Source organism: Massilia sp. IC2-278 (assembly GCF_020708045.1).
Taxonomy (GTDB): Bacteria; Pseudomonadota; Gammaproteobacteria; order Burkholderiales; family Burkholderiaceae_D; genus Telluria.
In genome coordinates, this window is the sequence record NZ_JAJFES010000002.1 from 186,563 (window position 1) to 208,795 (window position 22,233).

A 22,233-nucleotide genomic window follows, 5' to 3' on the forward strand; every position below is an offset into this window, starting at 1 on the left:
CTTGACGTTAACGTTAACGTCATATACCGTACAAATCGACCCTGTCCGCTTCCGATTCCAGAAGGAACACCATGAACGACATCACCCCCGCCGCCAAGCTCGACCTGCCTGAACAGCCAAAACTGGCCAACAAGGTGCGCTTCGTTACCGCCGCTTCCCTGTTCGACGGCCATGACGCCTCGATCAACATCATGCGCCGCATCCTGCAGTCGAACGGCGTCGAAGTCATCCACCTCGGCCATAACCGCTCGGTCGACGACGTCGTCACCGCGGCCCTGGCCGAGGACGTGCAAGGCATCGCCATCTCCAGCTACCAGGGCGGCCACGTCGAGTACTTCAAGTACATGATCGACCTGCTGAAACAACGCGGCGGCGCCCACATCAAGGTCTTCGGCGGCGGCGGCGGCGTGATCGTCCCGTCCGAGATCGCCGAACTGCACGCCTATGGCGTGACGCGCATCTTCAGCCCGGAAGACGGCCAGCGCATGGGCCTGGTCGGCATGATCCGCTCGATGATCGAAGCCTGCGACATCGACCTTTCGCCCTACGCGCCGACCAGCATCGACGCGCTCCAGCAGGGCGACATCGCCGCACGCCACCGCCCGCTGGCCCAGCTGATCACCGCGCTGGAAAACGGCAAGGCCGACCCGGAACTGCGCAAGCAGATCGTCGAAGCCGCCGACAACATGAAAGTGCCGGCGCTGGGCATCACCGGCACCGGCGGCGCCGGCAAGTCCTCGCTGACCGATGAACTGATCCGCCGCATCCGCCTCGACCAGAACGACCGCCTGAACATCGCGGTGATCTCGATCGATCCGTCGCGCCGCAAGTCCGGCGGCGCCCTGCTCGGCGACCGCATCCGCATGAACGCCATCAATCCGTGGAACGGGCAAGCGCGCGTCTTCATGCGCTCGCTGGCCACGCGCGAAGCGGGTTCGGAAATCTCGCACGCGCTGCCGGACGTGATCGCGGCCTGCAAGGTCGCCGGCTTCGATTTGGTGATCGTCGAAACGTCGGGCATTGGACAGGGCGACGCCGCCATCGTGCCGCACGTCGACGCCTCAATGTACGTGATGACCCCGGAATTCGGCGCCGCCTCGCAGCTGGAGAAAATCGACATGCTCGATTTCGCCGACTTCATCGCCATCAACAAGTTCGACCGCAAGGGCGCCCAGGACGCGCTGCGCGACGTGGCGAAGCAATACCAGCGCAACCGCGAACTGTGGATGCAAAGCCCGGACCAGATGCCGGTGTTCGGCACCCAGGCGTCGCGCTTCAATGACGACGGCGTGACCGCCCTGTATCACGGCCTGCTGCCGAAGCTGGCGGAACTCGGCCTGAAGATCGAAGCCTCGAAACTGGCGGCGCCCGAGCAGAAGCATTCGAGCGGCAAGAACGTGATCGTGCCGCCGGCCCGCGCACGCTACCTGGCCGAGATCGCGGACACCGTGCGCGGCTACCATAAGAATACGGCCAAACAGGTGAAGCTGGCACGCGAGCGCCAGCAACTGCGCGAAACCAAGCGCATGCTGGCCGCCGCGAATCGCGAAGTGGTCCTGGACGACCTGATCACCGAGCGTGAGAACGCGATGGACGGCAACGCGAAAAAGCTGCTGGACATGTGGCCCGACATGCAGGCCGCCTATGCCGGCGACGACTACGTGGTCAAAATCCGCGACAAGGAAATCCGCACCAAACTGGTGCAGAAAACCCTGTCTGGCACCACCATCCGCAAGGTCGCGCTGCCGCGTTTCGAAGACCACGGCGAAGTGCTGCGCTTCCTGATGCTGGAAAACGTGCCAGGCTCCTTCCCCTTCACGGCCGGCGTGTTCGCCTTCAAGCGCGAGGGCGAAGACCCGACCCGCATGTTCGCCGGTGAAGGCGATGCCTTCCGCACCAACAAGCGCTTCAAGCTGGTCTCGACCGGCATGGACGCGAAGCGCCTGTCGACCGCCTTCGATTCGGTGACGCTGTACGGCGCCGACCCGGCGCTGCGCCCCGACATCTACGGTAAGGTCGGCAACTCGGGCGTCTCGATCGCCACCCTGGACGACATGAAGGTGCTGTACGACGGCTTCGACCTGTGCAGCCCGAGCACCTCAGTCTCGATGACCATCAACGGCCCGGCCCCGACCATCCTGGCGATGTTCATGAACACCGCCATCGACCAGCAGATCGACAAGTTCGTGCTTGACAACGGCCGCCAGCCGACTCAGGACGAAGCCGCGAAGATCAAGGAATGGGTGCTGGCGAATGTACGCGGCACCGTGCAGGCCGACATCCTGAAGGAAGACCAGGGCCAGAACACCTGCATCTTCAGTACCGAGTTCTCGCTGAAAGTGATGGGCGACATCCAGGAATATTTCGTGCACCACCAGGTGCGCAACTTCTACTCGGTGTCGATCTCGGGCTACCACATCGCCGAAGCCGGCGCGAACCCGATCTCGCAGCTGGCGTTCACGCTGTCGAACGGCTTCACCTTTGTCGAAGCCTACCTGGCGCGCGGCATGCACATCGACGACTTCGCCCCGAACCTGTCCTTCTTCTTCTCGAACGGCATGGACCCGGAATACACGGTGCTGGGCCGCGTGGCGCGCCGCATCTGGGCCGTATCGATGCGCGACAAGTACGGCGCCAACGACCGCTCGCAAAAGCTGAAGTACCACATCCAGACCTCGGGCCGCTCGCTGCACGCGCAGGAGATCGACTTCAACGACATCCGCACCACGCTGCAGGCGCTGATCGCGATCTACGACAACTGCAACTCGCTGCACACCAACGCCTACGACGAAGCGATCACCACACCGACCGACGAATCCGTGCGGCGCGCACTGGCGATCCAACTGATCATCAACCGCGAATGGGGCCTGGCGAAGAACGAGAACCCGAACCAGGGTTCCTTCATCATGGACGAACTGACCGACCTGGTCGAAGAAGCCGTGCTGCAGGAATTCGAGCGCATCGCCGAACGCGGCGGCGTGCTGGGTGCGATGGAAACCGGCTACCAGCGCGGCAAGATCCAGGAAGAGTCGATGCTGTACGAGCACAAGAAGCACGACGGCTCGCTGCCGATCATCGGCGTGAATACCTTCCGCAATCCGAAGGGCGCGGAAGCCCCGGCGACGATCGAGCTGGCGCGTTCCACCGACGACGAGAAGCAGTCGCAGCTCACGCGCCTGGACGCCTTCCACGCCCGCAATGCGAACGCGGCGCCGGCCGCCCTGGCCGCCCTGCAGCAGGCCGCGATCGACAACCAGAACGTGTTCGAGAAACTGATGGACGCCGTACGCGTCTGCTCGCTGGGCCAGATCACCACCGCGCTGTTCGAGGTGGGTGGGCAGTACCGCCGCAACATGTAAGCCGCGGCGTTGGCGCTCAGTCCCCGTGCAAGGTCCCTGCGACCGGCACGGGGATTTTTTTCGCCTGCCGGGGCGGCGCGGCGATGCTGCGCACCATCAGCTGCGGGATGCCGGGCAGCTTCAGGCCCAGCCCGAACAGCAGGTCGCGCCACAGGCCGTTGCCCTCGGCCTGGAAACAGGGTGTCAGCGCCTTGCTGAACAGCTGGTAGTTACGCACCGCGCACAGGCGCTCGTCCGAATACAGCGCGCCGCCGTCGATCGCGCCCTGCGCGCCGACCGCGGTGGCCAGCGCCAGCGCATCCTGCACCGCCAGCGTACTCCCGAGGCCCAGCTGTGGACTCATGGCGTGCGCCGCATCGCCGACCACGCACACCGGCCCGCTGGCCAGGCGTTTGGCGCGCGCGTGGCGGTAGGTGGCGAGCGCAAACTGGTCGTGACCCACGATCTGCTCGACCACCGGGCTGGACTCGGGCCACAGGTCCAGCAGTTCAGCCTTCCAGTCCTCGATGGACTGCGCCTGCCAGGCCGCATAGCCGGCGCAGGGCAGGCTCCAGAACAGCGACAGGCGCAGCTTGTCCTTGATGCGCGCAGTCGGCATCAGCCCATACATCCTGCGCGTGCCGCCGTAGCGCTGCTCCAGCAGTGCCTGGCCGGCCCAATCGGCGACGTCGAACATGGCCCACAATGCGCCCCATTCATAGACCGTGGACGCCACCGCCAGCCCGACCTGGACCGGCAGCGTGGACGCCGCGCCGTCGGCGATCACCACCAGGTCGAAGCGCCGGTCTTCATGCGGCGTGACGAGCGCCGCCTGCGCGCCGTGCATCACTACCCGCTCGACCGGGCTGGCATAGCGCAGCTGCACACCAAGGCCCAGCGCCGCATCGAGCAGCAGCTGGGCCAGGGCCGTGCGGCTCACACCGCGCGCCTCGCCCTGTCCGTAGTCGATATCGACGATGCGCCAGTTGCGCTGGCAGGTGCCGATCAGGCGCGTGACCGGCACGCTGGCCGCATGGAAGGCGGCGCCGACGCCGAGTGCGTCCAGCGCCGCGATGCCCTGGGGCTGGATCAGGATGCCCGCGCCCAGCGGCGCCAGCGCGCGGTGCTTCTCGAACACCGTCACCGCATGGCCGGCACGTGCCAGGGCAATGGCCGTAGCCAGCCCCGCGGTTCCGGCGCCGATGACTCCCACCTCCAGCGAGTTTCCATTTGGCATCATCAGGCCATTCTAGTAGATGTTCTAGAATGGCTCTACCGTTAATGGAGGGAGATTCGCATGCCGATCAAACCCGAACAACTCGCCGCACTGATGCGCGAAGTCGAGCAGGAAGACCCGATCGATTTCGCCGACCTGCCTTTTGCCGAGGAAGACCTGCGCGAGCTGGTGGCCGCTCACCTGTGCGAAATGGCCGCGTCGATGGAAAACTTCAGCACCGAAGACCGCCTGATGACCCTGTTAGCGGTGTCGGCCAAGCTGGTGCTGGAAAACATGGTCCTGCACATACAGCTGCTGCGCCGCCATGGCTTGCCGGTGGGAGAAAACGTCGAAGCCCTGCTCGGCCGCCTGCGCAAGGGCAACGCCGGCTAGGGTTATGCAGCCCTCAAATGCTTCCGCCCTGCAAATAAATATTCCTCCAATTATTCCTCTAGGAAATAACGTTCTCAGAAGAAATCGCGTGCATGCAACAGCAATAAAAATGTGGGCAGGATTGTGCGGGATACATCCCATTCCTTGAGGTATTATTGTTAGTGAGGAAACTCGTCGCCCGCCTTTCGGACGGCACCTGCACAACCCCTGAGGAACCCATGTCCCGTAAAGTCTCCAAGATCACCCTGACCACCGCCGCCCTGACGAGCGCCCTTCTGCTCGGCGCCCTGGGTGGCTGCAGCCGCGACGAATCCACCGCAACCCTGCTGGCCGAGGCCAAGCAGTACCAGCAGAAAGGCGACAACAAGGCCGCCCTGATCCAGTTGAAGAATGCGGTGTCGAAGAGTCCCGAAGATGCCGAAGCGCGCCTGCAGCTGGGCACCCTGTATGTCGAGACTGCCGATCCGGTCTCGGCCGAGAAGGAATTGCGCAAGGCGGCCAGCCTGGGCGCTCCGGCCGAGCGCGTACTGCCGCAGCTGGCGCGCGCCCTGCAGTCGCAGGGCAAGTTCAAGGAAACGCTGGACGAACTGAAGCCGGAACTGGTGGCCAAGTCGGCCCCGCTGCTGGCCCTGCGCGGCGACGCCCTGCTGGCCCAGAACCAGCAGGACGAGGCGAAGAAATCGTACGAAGCGGCGCTGGCCCTGCAGGCGAACAATGGCGCGGCGCTGACCGGCATGGCGCGCCATGCCCTGGTCAACCGCGACGCTGAAGCGGCCGAGCGCTATGCGACCGAAGCGATCACCAAGGACGCGAACAATGCCGACGTCTGGATGTTCCGCGGCGGCATGCTGCGCGCCACCGGCAAGGGCGACGAAGCCGTCAAGGCCTTCGACAAGGTACTGGCCCTGCGCCCGAACGACCGCAACGCGAACGTCGAAAAAGCCTATATCCGCATCGAGCAGGGCAAATACGCCGAAGCGCGCGCCGAGATCGAAGCCGGCCGCAAGGCCGCGCCGAACAGCCTGGCCGTGGTCCATGCCCAGGCCCTGGTCGACTACACCGAAGGCAAGTACCCGGCCGCGCGCGAATCGCTGCAAAAGATCATGAAGAGCGCGCCGGAACACCTGCCGAGCATCCTGCTGGCCGGCGCCGTCGAACTCAACCTGGGCGCCAACGGGGCGGCCGAAAGCCACCTGCGCAAATACCTGGCGGCCGACCCGAACAACCTGTATGCGCGCAAGCTGCTGGCCCAGGCCCTGCTCAAGGGCGCGCAGCCGGGCGACGCCGTCGCCGCGCTGGCCCCGGCCATCGACAGCACCAACGACCCGCAATTGCTGGCCCTGGCCGGCGAGTCCTACATGCAGGCGCGCGACTTCGGCAAGGCCACCGCCCTGTTCGAAAAGGCCGCCAAGCTGGCGCCCGACGCCGCCGTGGTCCACACCTCGCTCGGCCTGTCGCGCCTGAACCAGGGCGACAGCGCCCAGGCCATCAACGAGCTGCAGCGCGCCGCCGAACTCGATCCGAAGTCGCCGCGCGCCCTGACCGCCCTGGTCCAGGCCGAACTCAACCTGAAGCACTACGACAAGGCCCTGGCCGCGGCCGAGAAGCTGGAGCAGGCCCAGCCCGACAATCCGCAGACCCAGAACCTGAAGGCCTCGGTGCAGCTGGCCAAGGGCGACGTGGCCGCCGCGCGCGCCGCCTTTGAAAAGGCGCTGCAGCTGCAGCCGACCTTCTTCCCGGCCGCCGCCAACCTGGCCCAGCTCGACCTGCGCGAGAACAAGCCCGACGCCGCCCGCAAGCGCTTCGAAACCATCCTCGAAAAGGACAAGAAGAACTTCGGCGCGATGGCCGCACTGGCCGACCTGGCCATGCTGCAGCAAAAGCCGGACGAAGCCACCACCTGGCTGGAAAAGGCGCAAGCCGAGAACCCGGATGCGATTCCCGCCGTGCTGAAGCTGGGCGCGCACTACCTGGGTACCAAGCAGGAGAAAAAGGCCCTGACCCTGGCGCGCAAGTTCCAGGCCTCGAACCCGTCCAGCGCCGACATGCTCGACCTGCTCGGCCAGGCCCAGCTGGCCAACGACGACGCCCAGGGCGCACTCGACAGCTACAGCAAGCTGGCCGGCATGATGCCGAAGTCGGCCCTCGCGCAGATGCGCCTGGCCGGCGCCCAGGCGCGCCTGAAGAACGACGCCGCGGCCGCCGACGCGCTGAAAAAAGCCGTCGCACTGCAGCCCGATCTGCTGCAGGCGCGCGTGGCCCAGGTGGAACTGGCCATGCGCCGCGGCCGCCAGGACGAAGCGCTGGCGATGACGCGCGAACTGCAGCAGAAGACCCCGGGTTCGCCGGTCGGCTTCCTGCTCGAAGGCGACCTGCAGCAGACCCTGAAGAAGCCGGAACTGGCCGTGGCCGCCTACGACAAGGCGCTGGCGATCACCAAGTCGGGCGCGATCATGCTGCGCAGCGCGGAGACCCTGCGCCGGGCCGGCAAGACCAAGGAAGCGCAGGCGCGCATCGCGGCCTGGGCCAAGCAGAATCCGAACGACGCCTCGGTGCAGATGTACCTGGCCGAGTCGCACATGGCCGAGAAGCAGTTCAAGCCGGCCATCGCCATCCTCGAGGCCCTGGTCAAGCGTGAGCCGGACAACGGCGCGGCCCTGAACAACCTGGCCTGGGCCTACCAGCAGGACAAGGACCCGCGCGCCCTGGCCACGGCCGAGCAGGCCTACAAGGCGGCGTCGAACAACGCCGCCGTGATGGATACGCTGGGCTGGATGCTCGTGGAACAGGGCAATGTCGAACGCGGCCTGCCGCTGCTGCAAAAGGCGGTGGCGGGTGCGCCGGGCGCGCCGGAACTGCGTTATCACCTGGCGGTCGGCCTGCATAAATCGGGCGACAAGAAATCCGCGCGCAAGGAACTGGAAACCCTGCTGGCCCTGAATCGCCCCTTCCCGCAGCTCGAAGACGCGCGCGCGTTGCTGAAAACGCTATAACGTTCTACTATCTGACCATACTAAAAAAGCCACACAGGCAATTCGATAAATGGATGGATAGGGGTGCGTCGCGCCAGGTGTTCCGGACCACGGAAAGCCTGGCGCGTACGTCGAAAACGGGGTGCCGCCGCATGCTGGCGGCGCCGCAAAACGAGGTGTCCGGCGATGACGAATAACCAAGATGTGAAGGAAAACGGAGATATATCCGTGGAAATTCTATCGAACGCTCATGTTTTTGAGGATCGCGATAATATAGCGAGCTCGGAATTAGAGGATGTTATCGTGAACCAAGATTCATATGGAATCCGGCTTACCGATACGGCGAAAGGACGCAATTCGGCCAGCATGCTGGTCAACAAGATGTATGCCTGGCGTGGCTATGCGGGAACGCACCAGTTTTCGGACGACCCCAACCGCATCACCCTCACCGCCACCGACAAGGGCGACGTGGTGGGGACCCTGACGCTGGGGATCGATTCGCCGATCGGCCTCATGGCGGACCAGATTTTCAAGGAAGAACTCGACGCCTACCGCGCGAATGGCGCCAAGCTGTGTGAATTCACCAAGCTCGCATTCGACCCCACGGTACGCTCGAAAACCTCGCTGGCCAACCTGTTTCACCTGGCGGTGATCTACGCCCGCGATATCCACGATTGCACGGATATCGTCATCGAAGTCAATCCGCGGCATCGCCGCTTTTATGAGCACATGCTCGGTTTTCAACGCGTGGGCGACGTCAAGACCAATCCGCGCGTGAATGCGCCGGCTTACCTCCTGCGTATCAGCCTCGATTATGTGACGGAGCAGATCAAGAGTCTCGGCGGCACCTGGTCGACCACCACCAACGAGCGTTCCTTCTATCCGTATTTCTTTTCGCCGCGCGAAGAACAGGGCATTATCAACCGCCTGCGCCGCATCGACGAACAGCAGGTCGCGTAATTCCATCGGCGGGCGCCCGGCGCCCTCCTTTCTGCTTCATTTCCGCTCCATTCCCCGCCTTTCCTTTTCCGCAGATGACGACTCCTTTCCCCTACGAGCAGGCTTTTTCCCGAAACATTGGCTGGGTAACGAAGGAGGAGCAGGCAAGCTTGCGGCAAAAGCGGGTCGCCATTGCCGGCGGCGGCGGGGTCGGCGGCGTGCATGCCATGACCCTGGCGCGCCTGGGCGTCACCAAATTCCACATTGCCGACTTCGACAGTTTCGACGTGCCGAACTTCAACCGCCAGGTCGGCGCCATGGTCTCGACCCTGGGCCACCCGAAAGCCGACGTGATCCGCCGCATGCTGCTCGACGTCAATCCCGACTGCGAAGTCACGGTCTTCGGCGAAGGCATCAATGCCGGCAACCTGGAAGCCTTCCTGCAGGGCGTCGACATGTACGTCGACGCCCTGGATTTCTTCGCCTTCGAGATCCGCCAGCAGACCTTCGCCCTGTGCGCCCGGCTCGGCATCCCGGCCAGCACGGTGGCGCCGCTGGGCATGGGCGCGGCCCTGCTGAACTTCCTGCCGGGCCAGATGACCTTCGAGGAATACTTCCAGTGGGGCGATTTGCCGGAAACCGACAAGGCCGTGCACTTCGTGGTCGGCCTGGCGCCGGCCGGCCTGCACCGCCCCTACTTGGTGGTGCCGGAAGCGGTGAACTTCGTCGAGCGGCGCGGCCCCTCGACCATCATGGCCTGCCAATTGTGCGCCGGCGTGATGGGCACCGAAGCGTTGAAGATTCTGCTCGGCCGCGGCAAGGTCCTGGCCGCGCCCTGGGGCGTGCAGTTCGACGCCTACCGCAACAAGCTGGTGCGCACCTGGCGCCCGGGCGGCAACAAGAATCCGCTGCACCGCCTGATGATCGCGGTGGGCAAGAAGCAGCTGGCCAAGGACCTGGCCGCCGCAGGAGTAACGCGATGAACATGCAGGCGATCGAACAGATCCTCGACCTGGCGCGCTGGGCGCCCAGCGGCGACAACATGCAGACCTGGCGCTTCGAGATCGCCGCGCCGGACCACCTGGTGGTGCACGCCTACGACACGCGCGACCACTGCGTCTACGACCTCGACGGCCACCCGAGCCAGATCGCCTTCGGCACCTTGCTGGAGACGATCGCCATCGCCGCCAGCGGCCACGGCCTGCGCGCCGACATCGCGCGCCGCCCGGCCGGGCGCGAGACCCATCCGGTGTTCGACGTGCGCCTGGTGGCCGATGCGGCCGTCGCGCCCAGCCCCCTGATCGGCGCGATCCGGGAACGCACGGTGCAGCGCCGCCCGATGAAGACCACGCCGCTCACGGCCGAGCACAAGCGCCAGCTGGAAGCAGTGGTGGCGCCCCACTACACCCTGGGCTGGCTGGAAAGCCGCGACCAGAAGTGGAAGGCGGCCAAGCTCATGTACAACAACGCCCGGCTGCGCCTGACGATGCCGGAGGCGTTCGAAACCCACCGCAGCATCATCGACTGGGAAAACCGCATCGAAAGCCCGGACAAGGTGCCGGCGAATGCCCTGGGCGTGGATGCCATGACCCTGCACCTGATGAAATGGGCGATGGTCAGCTGGCGCCGCATGAAGTCGGTGAACACCCTGATGGGCACCTGGGCGCCGCGCCTGCAGATGGACCTGGCGCCGGGCATGGCCTGCGCCGGCCACTTCGTGCTGCGCGCCGCCGGCAAGCCGGCCTCGATCGACGACTACGTGGCGGCCGGCCGCGCGCTGCAGCGCTTCTGGCTGACCATGACCACGCTCGGCCTGTACATGCAGCCGGAAATGACGCCGCTGATCTTTTCCAAGTATGCGCGCGAGAATACCCGCTTTACCCAGGAGGCGCGCCTGGAAAACGCCGCGCGCGCGCTGCAGCGCCAGACCGAGGCGCTGATTTTTACGGGTGCCGGGCATCCGGTCTACATGGGGCGTCTCGGCTACGGGCCGCGTCCGGCGGCGCGTTCGGTGCGCAAGCCGGTGGCGGAGCTGATGAAACCCGTGTAGATAAACAATGCATAAAAAACGGCAACCATCAGGTTGCCGTTTTTTATACACCCGCTGCGGAAGCCGCGCTGGGACAAGCACAACAAAAAGAGCGGGACCAGCCCGCTCTTTTCGCAGTTTCAGGAAATTCCCGAAGACTTAGGCCTTCTTGGCGCGCTTGCGAGCAGCGACGCCGGCGCCCAGCATGGCGATGCCGAACAGGGCCAGCGAACCTGGCTCTGGCACTTCAGCCAGTTTGAACTGACCGTTGTTGCCGACGAAGAAGTACTGGCCAGGAGCATTGGCGTAGCTACCGCCGCCGCAGCCGGCGCCGCTGAAGCCGGCGAATTGGCAAGCGACTTCGCTGACCAGGGTGCCGTCAGGATTCGAGACGGTGTTGGCGTTGGTGAACGCGAACGACATGATCGATTCCATGGCCAGGTCGTCGCCGTTGCCGCGGAAGAAGTAACCTTCGGCCAGCGAGCCTGCCGCTGCGCGTGCCAGCACGGTCACTTGACCGTTGTTGGTTGGGTCGCCGCTTGCATCGACCAGGCCGCCGCCGCCAGCCAGCACATTGAATTCGGCAATCAGGTTGCCCAGGTTGGCGCCGTACACGCCTTCGGTGCCGGCGTATTGGCCGTTGACTTCGTTCTGGTACATGCGGATGGTGCCGCCGGTGAACGAGAACGCGCCGCTGAAGTTACCGGTACCGGTCGCTTCGAAGGTCGCGGTGATGTTGCCGCCCTGGTAGCCGACTGGGAACAGCTTGCCTTTACCGTCAGCCTGCACGATGTTGAACACGGCGTGTTCGGTGAACGAGAAGCTATTGCCGCCGGTTGGGTTGATCTGGATGAAGGCATTGCCGTTCACATCCAGGTATTCGTTAACGCGTTGGCCAGCTTCGTAGCCGCCGCCGTTCGGGTTGAACACCCAGTTGTTCAGGACAGGACCAGCGTGGGCGGCCGAGGCCATGGACATTGCAACAGCTGCAGCGCAGGTCAGTTTCTTCAGAAATTTCATGATCGGTAATCCTCGATGTGGTTGATCGGTTTTGGCAAACACACTCAACTATTAGCAAGGCCCGTGCCAGGAATTCACATTCTTTTTAAATCAATAACTTAGCAGTATTCGTTAAAGTTTCGCCAACTCATCTGTAAAGTATATCGACATACATTTCTTATTGGAAAATGTCAAGAAGAATGTTTAATGTCTTTTATGCAATCTGTTGTTGAGCTGGTCGATGATCTCGCTGGTGGCGCCCACGATCTGCGGGGCTTCGAAGCCGGCGCGCGTCAGCTCTTTATAGAATGAACGGGCCAGGATGCGCGCCACCTGTTCCGGGTTGCGGTAAGCCGTCAGTGCCGGCCCTTCGGCCTCCTGCGCCAGGGCTTCGCGGGCGAAACGCGAAGCCAGCAAGTGTTGCAATTGCGCTACCTGGATCGACTTGCCGATGAACAGGCAGACCACCTCGAACAGAACCAGGTCCGTTTCCGTGAAGCCCTTGCCGGCCACGTTGGCCACGCCGACCGTGCGGCCGTCGATGCGGATCGGCGCCGACATCATGCTGCGCCCCGGGTCGCCGGGGCGGCGCGCCAGCAGCGCATAGGCCGACTTGCCGATATCCTCGACCAGCAAGGCCTGGCCGCTGGCCAGCACCTGGCCGCAGATCGCCTCGCCGCGTCCGATGCTCGCTTCCAGCGCGGCGGCCGGCAGGCGGTCGCCGGGTGCGCCGGCATGGGCATGCACGCGCAGGCGCCCGTCTTCTTCCGTGGAGCCGCCACTGAGCAGCATGATCGAGCAGCTGTCGGCGTCCAGCAGGCGTGCGCATTCGCGCGCCTGTCCTTGCAGGCTGTCTTCCAGGCTGCCCTCGAATACGAACTCGCGCAGCGCGTGCAGGCGCGCCAGACCCTGGCTTCCTTCCATTGCCACCTCTCCTCGACTGGGCATTGCCCGTCCATTGTTGTCCCGGCGGCCCTGCCTGCGCTTCCTTACTGCGCCGGCTCGGCCTTCGGAGACAGGAATGCCTTGTGAAACAAATGCCGCGACAGCATCAGCGGCGGCATGCGCAGCCAGTTGCCGCGGATGTACAGCGCGGCGCGGGCGGCGGCGTCGAACGCGTCGGCGCAGCTCGGGTGCGGCGGCTGCAGGGCGCGCAGGAACAGCGCGTCCATCAGCGCCAGCAGCGCCGGGTTCGGCGCGGCGCCGCGCATCTCCTCCAGCACGCCGGCCGGCACCGGGGTACCCAGCAGGCGCGTGCAGTAACGCAGGGCATAGCATAGCGGACGCGCCAGTTCCAGCTCGCGCGCACGGGCCGGCAATGCCGCCCAGAAACCCGGGTCGGCGCCGAAATGGCAGAGCAGGCGGTGCAGGTCGAACAGATCGCGCAGGCCGTGGTGGTATTCGCCCTCGGAAAACAGGTGCACCGCGCTGTGCAGCACCATGTCGCAGGGCGCGAGAGTGTAGTAGCCGTCGCGGCCGGGAATCGCCCGGGCGCCGGCGCGCAGGCGGGCCGGGTCCGGGCGCACTGCCGCCGTCTCGGGCAGGATCGCGTGGTGCACGTCGATCACGCTGGCGCGGCGCATGTGCTGCAGCGGCGGCAGCTCGTGCATCCATTCGCGGTAGTAGCGCTGGTCGTATGCGTCATGGTGGCTGCCGGCCCAGCCGTGCAGCATCAGCGCGCTCTCGACCTCGGGCAGGCGCTCCTTCGGCACCAGCAGGTCGATGTCGGAAAACAGGCGGCCGGCACTGGCCGGCAGGCCGGCGGCGGCGTAGGCCGTGCCCTTGAGCAGGATCAGCGGCAAGCCGGTCTCGCCCAGCGCAAGCCGGATCTTGGCCAGTTCGAGGTCGACCGCCTGCAGGTGGCGCCGCCAGACCGTGCGCGCCCAGCCCAGGCGGCGCTGCACACGCGCCGGCAGGGCCGCCAGCACGCCGTGCTCTTCGGCCAGCAGGCCCAGGGTGGCTGCCAGGTTCGAAGCCAGGGCCTGGCGCAGCAGCAGGTCCCAGTCGCGCTCGCCGAAGCGGTCCATGGCGCCCGGCTCGCGCAGGGCGCGCAGCAGCAAGGGCAAATGCGTCGGCTGCATCATGCACGCTCCGCGAGCAGGCGCTCGAACACGGCGATGGCGTCGTCCAGCACGCCGTAGCGGAAGTCGAAGGTGCTCGCCTCGCCGACCAGGCGCGCCACGGTGTGGAAACCGGCCTCGCTCAGCAGGCTGTAGTTGAAGGCATTCTCGGCCAGGCGCATGTGCGCGCGCGCCTGCGGCACCGGCGTCAGCTCGGCGGCGGCGCCGGCCTGCCATTTGGGGAACACGATCCAGGCCGGCGCCGCCGTCTCGCCGGCGCGCGCCACGCTGTCGCTGGAGGCGCGCATATGGGCCACGGTGCCCTTCACGGTGTCGGCCACCGGGCGCGTGAAAGCGGCGTCCGGCGCATAGGTGCGGACGATGCCGATCGAGGCGTTCTTCAGGCTCACCGGGCGCGGCAGCGGGTCGATTTTGCCGTCGTCCAGGCGCACCAGGGTCAGTTCGTCGGACAGCAGGCGCCAGCCGCGGTTGACCAGGGCCGCGCACAGGGTGCTCTTGCCGGAACCGGGCGGCGCCGGCAGGATCGCCGCCAGGCCACCCTTTTCGATCACGGCGGCGTGGATCACCAGCCAGGAATTGGCCTGGCTCGACACGCACCAGTTCATGGCCCATTCGAACATCGGAAAAGCCTGGGCCAGCGGCAGCGGCTGGAAAGGCGCCATGCCGTCGTAATGGAAGTGCACCTGCGGGCGCACGAAGCGGCGCAGGCCCTGCGAGCCGCTCAGGCGCACGTGGAAATCGGCCAGCGTGCCCTCTTCCAGCACCGGATAATCGGCGTACATCGCGCCCAGGCTGTCGGCCAGCGGCGCCAGCGCGCTGTGCACGCAGGTGACGAAGGGTCCGGTCTGCAGGCGCAGGCCCGGGCCACGCAGGCGCGCGCGCAGTTCGCGCCCGCCGAGGCCGGCCACGGTCAGCACGGCTGCGTCCCTGGCAGAGGAGCTACCAGATCGAGCGCGGCCAGGTCGGCCAGCAGTTCGTCGAGCTCGGCGAGCCATTCGGGGTCGGGATCGATGCCGGCGCCGGCGTCCTGCGCCAGGCCGGCAGCGCTGCGCGGCGTGTCGCGTAGCGCGCCCAGCAGATCGAGGACGTCCTGGCCGAGCAGGTGGGTGTCGCCGGTCAGGTCGTTGAAGAGCACGCATTCGCCGTCGTGGCAGCGGTGCACCAGGCGCTGCCCGGGGGCCAGGCGCCAGATCGGCGGACTACTCATGCGTAACGAAGCGGATCGGACTAGCGGAAAGTGGTTTGCAAATAGGCGGCCAGCTGCAGGCCGCTCCACGGCCTGGCGCTGCCGCTCGGCTTGTACGATCCCTTCAGGCTGTACTCGTCCCAGATGGCCACGACCTGGTCTTCCGGCAGCACGCTCGGAATCCCGGCCCGTTCCGAGGCGCGGGCGTTGAGCAGGGCGGTGACGATCTGCAGCGCGACGAAGGAGCGGTCGATGGCGCGCACTTCCTTGGTCTGCTGGACGATTTGCAGCAGGGTGAAATTCTTCAGGTGGACGTAGGCGCCGCGCGGTTGCAGCACTTCGACGAAGCGGGTGTCCGGGCGGGTGCCGCAACGCGACTTCCAGGATTTTGAATTGTCGCGCCAGTAGGTGAACGAGCGGTTGTAGCTACAGGAATTCTGCGGATTATGGCTGGCCGTCTTGATCGACATGAAGCCCGACGGCGACGCGCAGACCCCGCCATAGTTGCCGTAGGTGGCCATGCCGGGCTGGCTGTGCAAGGTCAGGATGACGCCGGCTGCACCGGCGCCGGCACGCGTGAAGCGGCGCCGCGATGCGCCGCGCGCATCGAGTTGCGGCACCTGGGGCGCTGCTTGTGCTTCCTGCGCCGCGTTTGCCGGGGCGCTACGGCCTTCTTGATCTTCCATATCGACTTTCCCTGAGCGACTTTCCTGAGCGACGTTTTTTATAAGCGACGTTTTCCGGATGAATAGCAGTATGCCACTACCCTGCCGGGCCTTTGCTTTTTATTACTAAAGCAAACCCCGTACCAGCCCGAATAAATTGACTAATTGCAACAACGAATCAAGCACTTAGCGGGGCTGGCGGGGTACAGGTCCATATTGCAACGACGCCCAGGAGGCGTCGTTGTAAGAAAACCCGACAGTCAGCAGGGTTCAGGCAGGATCAGAAGAAGCTTTCCGGGACCACCAGGATGTCGCCCGGACGCATCGGCATATTGGCCGAAATGTCGCCTTCCTTGATCAGGTCGTCCAGACGCACGTTCAGCTTTTCCTGCTTGCCGTCGATCGTGCGGATGATGATGGCCTTGTTGCCAGATGCGAATTCGGTGACGCCGCCGACGGCGATCAGCACATCCATCAGCGACATGTCGCGGCGGTAGGCCAGGGCTTGCGGCTTGGCCGCCTGGCCGATCACGCGGATCTGTTCGCCGTAGTTGCCGACGAAGCCGGTCACGACCACGGTTACGACCGGCTGCTGGATGAATTTGGCCAGCGCGGTCTCGATGTCGCGCGCCAGCGCGGTCGAGGTCTTGCCGGCGGCCGGCAGGTCTTCGACCAGCGGGGTGGTGATCTTGCCGTCCGGACGGACCGGCACCGACATCGACACTTCCGGATTGCGCCAGACGATGATGTTGACGGAGTCGCCTGGTCCGATCAGGTAGTCGGCCGGCGCGGCCTGGGCCATTGCGGCGGCCGACGGCGCGGCCGGTTTGGTGGCGCAACCCGCCAGGGCCAGGCCGCAGGCGACCGCCAGGGTCAGTTTCGTCAGGTTCGTCATGATCTTGTTCACGTCAATTCCTTTCCCGGCATGCAGCGACCGGCAACGCCCCGCTGTGTCGAATGCCACAAAAATTGTTATTTAGCCATCAAACCGGCGTATTGTATCGTAATCGTGTTTCCTCAAAGGCATGCACGATTGAAATACTTCTCTTTTTTCACACTTGTTGCATCATGGCCTGGCCAGGAGTTCGGCGACGTACTGGGACGGTATCGCATAGCTGATGCCGCTGGGCGTCGTGATCGCCGTTTCCTTCAAGCCTTTCACGAACACCATATTGATCACCCCCAGCACGGCGCCGCTGTCCGGATCGTAGACCGGGCTGCCGCTGTTGCCCGGGTAGGCGGTGCCGTCGAGCTGGAAGATCTTCAGCCCGCCGCGCTGCAGCTGGGTGATGGCGCGCGCATCCAGGCGCTTCGAACTCATCGACGGCATGACGATCGGCGTCAGGGCCGACAGGTTGGCGCGGTGGGTCACGTGGTTCAGGCCCAGCACCATGCCGAGCGGGAAGCCGGTGAACGCCAGCGCTTGGCCTTCGAGCGCGGTGCGCGAGTCGCCCAGCGCCAGCGCCGGTAGCGGCGCCCCGCCCTCCAGGCGCAGATGCGCCAGGTCGTGCTCGCGGTCGAGCGCCACCAGGCGCGCCGGGCGGAAAGCGATGTCCTGGCCGCTGCCGACGACCACGCCGAGCTGCTCCATCTTGGCGCCGTCGAGCTTGTCGGGCACGACGTGGGCATTCGTGACGATACTCAGGCCGTCGCCGACCGCGAAGCCGGTGCCGGTAAACATCACCGACGGGCTGCGGGTTTTGAGGAAGGTGCCGACTCCGACCACGGATGGCTTGACCTGTGGAATTGTACGGACCAGGCCATCGGCCTGTGCCGCAGGCATCGGCAGCGCCAGCAGGCTGGCCACGCCCAGCAAGGCAGCGCCCAGCCAGGCACGGCGCGACTGCTGCGGCGTTGATGCCCGCAGTTTTTTATTATTTCGATTAGGAATCAATCGTGCAGACCTTTTTGCATTTTAGACATTACAATACATCAGCTTGATGTTGAGCAAAGCGATCCCGTGCCCTTCCCGCAGTACTTCTCACGGTTGACCTAGTGCAACATTTTAGACCCAGCAAAGTTTGCTTGACGACAATAATACCCTGTCAAGCCGGCCTGGGCTCGGGTTTTATGCGTTGCAGCTGAGAATTTGTGTTGTAAGCGGTGCCATCCGGCGCGTTTATTAGCACAATTTTCCGGCACGCAATTGCAATTGCACAAACTACAAGCGATGATGCGGGTTCTTTGTTGATTGTTGTAGCCGGCGCAGCAGCGTCGGCATTCATGGCGAGACTGACGAGATGGCAGAAATAACAGCCCTTATCCTGAATTTCCTCAAGGCCATCGGTAAATACCGCTGGCATGCAGTGACCATTGCCTGGGTGGTGGCGCTGATCGGCTGGGCCATCGTGCTGCGGCTTCCCAACCAGTACGAGACCACGGCCCGGGTCTATGTGGATACCCAGAGCATCCTCAAGCCCCTGCTGTCGGGCATGACCTCGCTCCCGAATATCAACCAGCAGGTCACCTTCATGCGCCAGACCCTGATCAGCCGTCCGAACGTGGAACGGGTGATGCGCATGACCGACCTCGACGTGAAAGCGCGCGACGCCGACGAGAAGGAAAAGATGATCGACAACCTGATGTCGAAGATCACCATCGCCGGCACCGAACGCGACGACATCTATACGATCAGCTACCGCGCTCCCGACCCGAAGCTGGGCAAGGACGTGGTGCAGTCGCTGCTGACCATCTTCATGGAAGGCAGCTACGGCGGCAAGAAGCAGGAATCCGACAAGGCTGTCCAGTTCATCGACGACCAGATCCGCAGCTATGAAGAAAAGCTCGCATCCGCCGAGAACACGCTGAAGGAATTCAAGATCAGGAACATGGGCCTGCTGCCGCGCGAAGGCGCCGATTTCGGCAGCAAGGTGGCCTCGGCCAGCGACGCCCTGAGCCAGGCCAAGCTGGAACTGGCCGAAGCCGAGCAGTCGCGCAACGCGATCCGCCGCCGCATGACGGGCGGCGGCAAGGACGGCGCCGGCCCGGTCGATCCGGAACTGGCCGAGCGCATCGCCACCACCCAGAAGAACCTCGACTCGCTGCGCCTGCAGTACACCGAGCAGCACCCCGACATCATCGCCACCAAGCGCCTGCTCGACCAGCTGCAGGAACGCAAGAAGGAAGAGGCGAAGAAAGGCGGCGTGAACCCGAACCTGGCCGCCAGCCCGATGATGCAGCAGCTGAACGTGACCCTGTCCGACGCCGAGTCGCGCGTGGCCGCCCTGCGCGCCCGCGTCAACGAGTACCAGAACCGCGTGAATACCCTGCGCACCCAGAGCACCACGGCGCCTGAAGTCGAAGCCCAGCTGGCCCAGCTGAACCGCGACTACCAGGTCAACCGCGAAAACCACCAGCGCCTGATCGAGCGCCGCGAACAGGCCCGCCTCTCGGGCGATTTGTCCTCGGCCACCGACATCATGTCGTTCCGCGTGATCGAGCCGCCGCTGGCGCCGGCCGTGCCGACCGGCCCGAACCGTCCGGTGCTGTTCACCGCCGCCTTCCTGGTGGCGCTGGCGGCCGGCCTGGCCGGCGCTTTCCTGATGAGCCAGTTCCGCCCGACCTTCCTGAGCCAGGCGGCGCTGCGCGAAGTGACCGGCATGCCGATCCTCGGCACCATCAACATGCACTGGACCGATGGCCAGAAGGTGCGCCGCAAGAAGCGCCTGTACGGCCTGGGCGCCACCGTGCTGCTGCTGATCGGCCTGTATGGCGCGGGCATTGCGACCATGATGGCCCGCCCGGGCCTGTAAGGAAGAATCTTAGGAGCGAATGTGAGCATTATCGAAAAAGCGGCCAGCCGCATTGACCACACCCGCAACACCCCTGCCCCGGCGCCCGTCGAGACCGACGAACAGGTGCTGGCGCTGAATCCACACACGGCGCCGCACGCCGCGCCGCAGCCGGCCGTGAGCGCAGCAGCGCCGGCGGCTCCGGCCCCCGCGGCCATCCACGCCGTGCCGCTCGAGACCTTTGCGCCGACCCCGGCCGAAAGCGCCGCCGCCGCCCTGGCCTCGGCCACGGCGGCCGCGCCGTCCGCCCATGCGCACGTCCATGCGGCGCCGTTCCCGCAGCAGCCGCAGAACACCGGCCGCGCCTCGGGCAAGCACAGCGCGCGCAAGGTCGATCTCGACCTGGCGCGCATGCGCGACGCCGGCATGGTGACCGCCGCCAGCGGCCGCACCAGCCTGCTGGAAGACTTCCGCGTCATCAAGCGCCCGCTGCTGAAGCGCGCCTTCGGCGAAGCCTCGATGCCGGGCCGCCCGAACAACCTGATCATGGTCACCAGCTCGCTGCCGGGCGAAGGCAAGACCTATTGCGCGATCAACCTGGCGATGAGCATCGCCATGGAACTCGACCACACCGTGCTGCTGGTGGATGCCGACGTGGCCCGTCCTTCGGTGCTGCGCACGCTCGGCCTGCCGGCCCAGCGCGGCCTGATGGACATCCTGATCGACGACAAGCTCGATTTGTCCGACGTCATGCTGCGCACGAACGTCGACACCCTGAGCATCCTGCCGGCCGGCACCAGCACCCCGCGCGCCACCGAACTGCTGGCCAGCTCGACGATGAGCAACATGGTCAACGAGATCGCCAACCGCTATCCGGACCGCGTCGTCATCTTCGATTCGCCGCCGCTGCTGCTGACCAGCGAATCGCGCGTACTGGCCAGCCACATGGGCCAGATCGTGATGGTGGTCGAGGCCCAGACCACGACCCAGCATGCGGTCAAGGAATCGCTGCGCCAGCTCGAAGGCTGCAGCAACGTGAACCTCATCTACAACAAGGCCCGGGATATCCCCGGCATCGAAGAAACGTATGACTATCACTACGGCTAAGCGTTCGCGTATGCAGCGTTCGCTTCGTCTGGCACCGCTTCGACTGGCTCCGCTGGCAGCACTGCTGGCTGCGCTGCCAGCTCACGCCGAATGGAAGGTCACCCCTTCCATCAGCCTGACCGAAAGCTATTCCGACAACGTCAACCAGCGCAGCGACGCCACCAAGCGCTCGTCCTGGATCACCGAGGCCACGCCGGCGATCGCCGTGCAGGCGAACAGCTCGCGCGTGCAGCTGAACGCGAATGCGCGCGCCTACTGGTACGACTACAGCGAAGAAGACGTGCCCGGCGTGCGCAACAGCCAGTACCAGTACGACGCCGACAGCCGCTTCAACGTGGTCGACCAGCTGTTCTACGTCGACGCCGGCGCCGGCGCCAGCTCGCGCAGCATTTCCGCCTTCGGCCCGCTGGCCGAAGACCCGAACGGCAACCGCTATACCAGCGAAAACCAGACCGACGTCAAGACCTGGCGCATCAGCCCCTACCTGACCCACCGCTTCGGTACCTTTGCCAGCGGCATCCTGCGCTACAGCCACGACAGCGTGAAGTCGGATGCGAGCAGCGTCTTCGGCAACAGCACGGCCGACGGCGTGGTCCTCGACATCGCCAGCGGCACCGGTTTTCGCAACGTCGGCTGGAACGTCCACGTCGCGCGCCAGAACGTCGACAACGAGAACTTCGGCGACACCTCCTCGCAGAACGCGACGCTGGGCCTGAGCTACCGCGTCGGCACCAGCCTGAACCTGACCGCCACCGGCGGCTACGACAAGTACGACTACCAGGCCCTGGGCGGCGAAACCCAGGGCGCCAGCTGGTCGGTGGGCTTCGGCTGGGCGCCGTCGCCGCGCACCAACATCCAGATGTCGGTCGGCCGCCACTACCTCGGCAACACCGGCTCGCTGATGGCCCTGCACCGCAGCCGCCACAGCACCTGGAAACTGGGCTACTCCGACGCCGTCACCACCACCCGCTCGCAGTTCTCGCTGCCGGCCGCGATCGATACCGCCTCGATGCTCGACTCGCTGTTCATGGCGACCATCCCGGACCCGGTGCTGCGCCGCCAAGCCGTCGATGCGTATATCCTGGCCGCCGGCCTGCCGTCTTCGCTGGCCGACAACATCAACTACCTGACCAACCGCTACATGCGCCAGAAGCTGCTGCAGGCATCGAGCGCCTTCAACTGGCGCCACAGCAGCGCGGTGCTGTCGGCGTATGCCAGCGAGCGCACCGCCCTGTCGTCGTCGGAAAGCGACAGCGGCCTGCTCGGCAGCCAGCTGCGCGCCCTGAACGACAGCGTGCGCCAGACCGGCCTGACCGGCTCCTACAGCTACCGCCTGAGCGCCCGCTCGACCGCGCTGGCCTCGCTGTCGGCCAGCCATTCGCGCTCGCTCGACACCGACTTGAGCGGCAAACAGAACTCGCTGCGCCTGGGGCTGACCCACCGCTTCGGCCGTTCCGTGCGCGGCAGCCTGGAACTGCGCCGCACCACCGGCGACAGCGACATCACGCGCCGCGACTACACCGAAAACGCCGTCTCGGCCACCGTGACGGTGCAGCTCTAAAACATGGAGTGACACG

18 protein-coding genes are annotated in these 22,233 nt (G+C 65.3%); 9 read left to right on the forward strand and 9 right to left on the reverse strand.

What is annotated here, in order from left to right:
* The first annotated feature begins 71 nt into the window (after window positions 1–71).
* Window positions 72–3,359 (forward strand): fused isobutyryl-CoA mutase/GTPase IcmF, encoded by a 3,288-nt coding sequence (gene icmF / locus LK540_RS05710; RefSeq protein ID WP_229436079.1) that lies wholly within the window; start codon window positions 72–74, stop codon window positions 3,357–3,359.
* Window positions 3,360–3,375: 16 nt separating this feature from the next.
* Here icmF and LK540_RS05715 read toward each other — a convergent pair whose 3' ends face one another.
* Window positions 3,376–4,578 (reverse strand): NAD(P)/FAD-dependent oxidoreductase, encoded by a 1,203-nt coding sequence (locus LK540_RS05715; RefSeq protein ID WP_229436080.1) that lies wholly within the window; start codon window positions 4,576–4,578, stop codon window positions 3,376–3,378.
* A gap of 57 nt (window positions 4,579–4,635) precedes the next feature.
* Here LK540_RS05715 and LK540_RS05720 point away from each other — a divergent pair, with 57 nt between their 5' ends.
* The 5 genes from LK540_RS05720 to LK540_RS05740 all read left to right on the forward strand — a co-directional run bounded on the left by LK540_RS05720 (window position 4,636) and on the right by LK540_RS05740 (window position 10,908).
* The gene (locus tag LK540_RS05720) at window positions 4,636–4,947 is read left to right on the forward strand and encodes a hypothetical protein (protein ID WP_229436081.1); all 312 of its coding nucleotides are present in this window, start codon (window positions 4,636–4,638) and stop codon (window positions 4,945–4,947) included.
* A 218-nt stretch (window positions 4,948–5,165) separates the two neighbouring features.
* Window positions 5,166–7,940, forward strand: coding sequence for an XrtA/PEP-CTERM system TPR-repeat protein PrsT (prsT, locus tag LK540_RS05725; protein WP_229436082.1), 2,775 nt, complete (start codon window positions 5,166–5,168; stop codon window positions 7,938–7,940).
* Between the two features lie 282 nt (window positions 7,941–8,222).
* Entirely contained in the window at window positions 8,223–8,879 is a 657-nt protein-coding gene (locus LK540_RS05730) for an N-acetyltransferase (protein ID WP_229436083.1), read from the forward strand.
* 74 nt (window positions 8,880–8,953) lie between these two features.
* Window positions 8,954–9,841, forward strand: coding sequence for a ThiF family adenylyltransferase (locus LK540_RS05735; RefSeq protein ID WP_229436084.1), 888 nt, complete (start codon window positions 8,954–8,956; stop codon window positions 9,839–9,841).
* A complete protein-coding gene (locus LK540_RS05740; protein WP_229436085.1) occupies window positions 9,838–10,908 on the forward strand; it encodes a molybdopterin biosynthesis protein MoeY in 1,071 nt (356 codons plus the stop codon). The genes LK540_RS05735 and LK540_RS05740 overlap by 4 nt, the downstream gene beginning before the upstream one ends.
* A 138-nt stretch (window positions 10,909–11,046) precedes the next feature.
* Here LK540_RS05740 and pepA read toward each other — a convergent pair whose 3' ends face one another.
* From pepA to LK540_RS05780, 8 genes are all read right to left on the reverse strand, one after another.
* On the reverse strand, window positions 11,047–11,907 hold the full coding sequence (gene pepA / locus LK540_RS05745; protein ID WP_229436086.1) for a flocculation-associated PEP-CTERM protein PepA: 861 nt from the start codon (window positions 11,905–11,907) through the stop codon (window positions 11,047–11,049).
* A gap of 183 nt (window positions 11,908–12,090) precedes the next feature.
* Entirely contained in the window at window positions 12,091–12,810 is a 720-nt protein-coding gene (locus tag LK540_RS05750) for a GAF domain-containing protein (protein WP_229436087.1), read from the reverse strand.
* A 65-nt stretch (window positions 12,811–12,875) separates the two neighbouring features.
* A complete protein-coding gene (locus LK540_RS05755) occupies window positions 12,876–13,970 on the reverse strand; it encodes a nucleotidyltransferase family protein (RefSeq protein ID WP_229436088.1) in 1,095 nt (364 codons plus the stop codon).
* Window positions 13,967–14,884, reverse strand: coding sequence for an HprK-related kinase A (locus LK540_RS05760; RefSeq protein WP_229436089.1), 918 nt, complete (start codon window positions 14,882–14,884; stop codon window positions 13,967–13,969). Before LK540_RS05760 ends, LK540_RS05755 begins: the two co-directional genes overlap by 4 nt.
* Window positions 14,878–15,174, reverse strand: a complete 297-nt coding sequence (locus LK540_RS05765) for an HPr-rel-A system PqqD family peptide chaperone (protein WP_229436090.1) — start codon at window positions 15,172–15,174, stop codon at window positions 14,878–14,880. The genes LK540_RS05760 and LK540_RS05765 overlap by 7 nt, the downstream gene beginning before the upstream one ends.
* A 20-nt stretch (window positions 15,175–15,194) precedes the next feature.
* Window positions 15,195–15,839: a hypothetical protein gene (locus LK540_RS05770; protein WP_229436091.1), complete on the reverse strand. Its 645-nt coding sequence runs from the start codon at window positions 15,837–15,839 to the stop codon at window positions 15,195–15,197.
* 259 nt (window positions 15,840–16,098) lie between these two features.
* On the reverse strand, window positions 16,099–16,713 hold the full coding sequence (locus LK540_RS05775; RefSeq protein WP_229436570.1) for an XrtA/PEP-CTERM system exopolysaccharide export protein: 615 nt from the start codon (window positions 16,711–16,713) through the stop codon (window positions 16,099–16,101).
* Window positions 16,714–16,884: 171 nt separating this feature from the next.
* Window positions 16,885–17,712, reverse strand: a complete 828-nt coding sequence (locus LK540_RS05780; RefSeq protein WP_229436092.1) for a serine protease — start codon at window positions 17,710–17,712, stop codon at window positions 16,885–16,887.
* A 346-nt stretch (window positions 17,713–18,058) separates the two neighbouring features.
* On the opposite strand from LK540_RS05780, the gene LK540_RS05785 reads away from it, so the two are divergent.
* From LK540_RS05785 to LK540_RS05795, 3 genes are read left to right on the forward strand one after another with little or no spacing between them, the layout of a single operon-like run.
* Complete coding sequence (locus LK540_RS05785; RefSeq protein WP_229436093.1) at window positions 18,059–19,570, forward strand: XrtA system polysaccharide chain length determinant; 1,512 nt, start codon at window positions 18,059–18,061, stop codon at window positions 19,568–19,570.
* A 21-nt stretch (window positions 19,571–19,591) separates the two neighbouring features.
* Entirely contained in the window at window positions 19,592–20,656 is a 1,065-nt protein-coding gene (locus LK540_RS05790) for an XrtA-associated tyrosine autokinase (RefSeq protein ID WP_229436094.1), read from the forward strand.
* Window positions 20,637–22,217, forward strand: a complete 1,581-nt coding sequence (locus LK540_RS05795) for a TIGR03016 family PEP-CTERM system-associated outer membrane protein (protein WP_229436095.1) — start codon at window positions 20,637–20,639, stop codon at window positions 22,215–22,217. The genes LK540_RS05790 and LK540_RS05795 overlap by 20 nt, the downstream gene beginning before the upstream one ends.
* Window positions 22,218–22,233 lie beyond the last annotated feature (16 nt).

Bases quoted from the DNA above. Each gene is read 5' to 3' on its own strand.
- icmF (WP_229436079.1), top strand. From the start codon at position 72: ATGAACGACATCACCCCCGCCGCCAAGCTCGACCTGCCTGAACAGCCA.
- LK540_RS05715 (WP_229436080.1), bottom strand. From the start codon at position 4,578: ATGATGCCAAATGGAAACTCGCTGGAGGTGGGAGTCATCGGCGCCGGA.
- LK540_RS05720 (WP_229436081.1), top strand. From the start codon at position 4,636: ATGCCGATCAAACCCGAACAACTCGCCGCACTGATGCGCGAAGTCGAG.
- prsT (WP_229436082.1), top strand. From the start codon at position 5,166: ATGTCCCGTAAAGTCTCCAAGATCACCCTGACCACCGCCGCCCTGACG.
- LK540_RS05735 (WP_229436084.1), top strand. From the start codon at position 8,954: ATGACGACTCCTTTCCCCTACGAGCAGGCTTTTTCCCGAAACATTGGC.
- LK540_RS05740 (WP_229436085.1), top strand. From the start codon at position 9,838: ATGAACATGCAGGCGATCGAACAGATCCTCGACCTGGCGCGCTGGGCG.
- pepA (WP_229436086.1), bottom strand. From the start codon at position 11,907: ATGAAATTTCTGAAGAAACTGACCTGCGCTGCAGCTGTTGCAATGTCC.
- LK540_RS05750 (WP_229436087.1), bottom strand. From the start codon at position 12,810: ATGGAAGGAAGCCAGGGTCTGGCGCGCCTGCACGCGCTGCGCGAGTTC.
- LK540_RS05755 (WP_229436088.1), bottom strand. From the start codon at position 13,970: ATGATGCAGCCGACGCATTTGCCCTTGCTGCTGCGCGCCCTGCGCGAG.
- LK540_RS05765 (WP_229436090.1), bottom strand. From the start codon at position 15,174: ATGAGTAGTCCGCCGATCTGGCGCCTGGCCCCCGGGCAGCGCCTGGTG.
- LK540_RS05770 (WP_229436091.1), bottom strand. From the start codon at position 15,839: ATGGAAGATCAAGAAGGCCGTAGCGCCCCGGCAAACGCGGCGCAGGAA.
- LK540_RS05775 (WP_229436570.1), bottom strand. From the start codon at position 16,713: ATGACGAACCTGACGAAACTGACCCTGGCGGTCGCCTGCGGCCTGGCC.
- LK540_RS05785 (WP_229436093.1), top strand. From the start codon at position 18,059: ATGGCAGAAATAACAGCCCTTATCCTGAATTTCCTCAAGGCCATCGGT.
- LK540_RS05795 (WP_229436095.1), top strand. From the start codon at position 20,637: ATGACTATCACTACGGCTAAGCGTTCGCGTATGCAGCGTTCGCTTCGT.